Origin of the sequence: Aquabacterium sp., assembly GCF_041915145.1 — a bacterium.
In the GTDB taxonomy this organism is placed as follows: Bacteria; Pseudomonadota; Gammaproteobacteria; order Burkholderiales; family Burkholderiaceae_C; genus Aquabacterium.
This window is the reverse complement of the sequence record NZ_JAYSBZ010000170.1, coordinates 1-1869: the sequence shown is the minus strand read 5'-3', so window position 1 is coordinate 1869 and position 1869 is coordinate 1. Positions and strand designations below refer to the sequence as shown.

Annotated in this window: 4 protein-coding genes; 3 read left to right on the top strand and 1 reads right to left on the bottom strand. The window is 61.0% G+C overall.

Features of this window, described 5'->3' with window-relative positions; genetic code table 11:
• A partial coding sequence (locus ACE3SS_RS15640) for a hypothetical protein (protein ID WP_374595534.1) occupies positions 1-419 on the top strand: 419 nt, incomplete at its 5' end.
• 102 nt (positions 420-521) lie between these two features.
• Here ACE3SS_RS15640 and ACE3SS_RS15635 read toward each other — a convergent pair.
• Positions 522-755: a hypothetical protein gene (locus ACE3SS_RS15635; protein ID WP_153168519.1), complete on the bottom strand. Its 234-nt coding sequence runs from the start codon at positions 753-755 to the stop codon at positions 522-524.
• 270 nt (positions 756-1025) lie between these two features.
• Between ACE3SS_RS15635 and ACE3SS_RS15630 the strand changes: the two genes are divergently transcribed.
• Both ACE3SS_RS15630 and ACE3SS_RS15625 read left to right on the top strand, forming a co-directional pair.
• Positions 1026-1451 (top strand): cytochrome c, encoded by a 426-nt coding sequence (locus tag ACE3SS_RS15630; protein WP_153168520.1) that lies wholly within the window; start codon positions 1026-1028, stop codon positions 1449-1451.
• A gap of 48 nt (positions 1452-1499) precedes the next feature.
• Positions 1500-1869, top strand: a 370-nt coding sequence (locus ACE3SS_RS15625) for a cbb3-type cytochrome c oxidase subunit I (protein WP_374595531.1), incomplete at its 3' end; no start/stop codon positions are given.

Genomic DNA, 1869 nt, shown 5'->3' with positions numbered 1-1869 from the left:
GGTCGATCACCACACCCATCTACTACGTCGTGACGGTCGGAGCCCTGCTGCTGTGGCTTGCTGTCGCCACCAGGTCCAAAGCCTCGATCTGGTCGCGGCTGTCGATCGGCGCAGTGATCTGCGTGGGCGTCCTGACCTCGACGGTGTCGCCCTGGGCGGGCACGCTGCTGCAGGGTCCGGTGAAGGAAGCCGCGCTCGCCGCGCGCGCGCTGGGTGGCACCGTTGTCGCCTGGCGCTTCGACGCCCCGAGCATCAGCGTCTATCGCGGCGCAGTCACGCCGCAACGCCCGCCTGAGCCGGGAGAACTCGCCATCACACGCATCGATCGGCTTCCGGAGGCAGGTTACCAAACCCTCTTTCGCAAGGGCGGCGTCGTGCTGGTGAGGCGGCTCGCCGAATCCACGCCGCAAGCCTCCTGAGGGATCGACCGCGGCCGTCCGGAACGGACGAGGCCCCGTCAGCTCGTCGCTGGCGGGGCCTCGTCCAGTCACCGTTGCGGCATTGCTGCCGCATTGGCTGCTTCAGTTATAGCGGGCTGGAACGACAGGGCTCAGGTCGGCCAGGTACTTCCCTCCGAGGGCGGTGAGTTCCTCCATTGCGAGCAAGGACAGGCGGCAATCCTCGAAGCAGGCCCAGTCCGCATTGAAGCTTCCCAGCTCGATTCCCAGCCGCCGCAATTCGGGCGCATCGTCCCACAGCGCGTAGATATCCCCACGGTATTCGCGGCCAAAGTGGAAGGCGTCTTCAGGTTTCAAGCGTTGTCCCATGTTCCGTCGGGGGTCAGACCCCTTGAGAGTCAGTACTCGCGCAGTTTCTCATCAGAACCCATTTGCATGACGTGAAAAACATCACGGTCAACATGGCGACCCGCGTATTTGCTGGCTCCAGTGAATCTTGATTCAAATCATGGTGCATGCAGAGGGGCGAAACCTAGTATCGCCCTGCGTCCAGGACCCGCTGCAGAGGACGCGCACCCCTTCCATAACCTTTGCGGACAAAACCAGACCAACGATGAGGATCTCTCCATGAGCGGCATATTTACCAAATCCATGGCGCGGAACATCTTCTATGGCGGGACAGTGTTCTTCTTCCTGCTACTGCTCGCGCTGACCTTCGACACCAACAAGACACTTCCGAAGCTGGACAACTCAGCCAATCTGACGCCCCAGGTCATCGCGGGCAAGAAGGTCTGGGAAACGCGCAACTGCATCGGCTGCCATACCCTGCTGGGTGAAGGCGCCTACTTTGCGCCCGAGCTCGGCAACGTCTACAAGCGCCGCGGCCCTGAGTTCATCAAGGCCTGGATCCAGTCGCAACCGACGGGTGCGCCTGGCCGCCGCCAGATGCCGCAGTTCAATCTCACCAATGAGGAGCTCGACAACCTGGTCGAATTCCTGAAGTACTCGTCGGAAATCAACACCGCCAACTGGCCGCCCAACATCGAGGGCTGAGTCGAAGGTCGACCTAGCAAAAATGTGAGACGACAAGAGGAACACGTCATGCAATACAAATCACAAGCGGTCGCCAAGCCCTACTTCATAGCGGCGATCGGACTTTTCGTTGGGCAGATCCTGTTCGGGCTGATCATGGGTCTGCAGTACGTGATCGGGGATTTCCTGTTCCCCGCCCTGCCGTTCAACATCGCGCGGATGGTCCATACCAACCTGCTCATCGTATGGCTGCTGTTCGGCTTCATGGGATCGGCCTACTACCTGATTCCCGAGGAGACCGAAACCGAGCTTTATAGCCCCAAGCTGGCGCTGGCGCTGTTCTGGATCTTCCTGATCGCGGGCGCGCTCACCATCGTCGGCTACCTGGCCTTGCCGTATGCCACGCTGGCGAAGCTCACCGGCAACGACATCCTCGAGA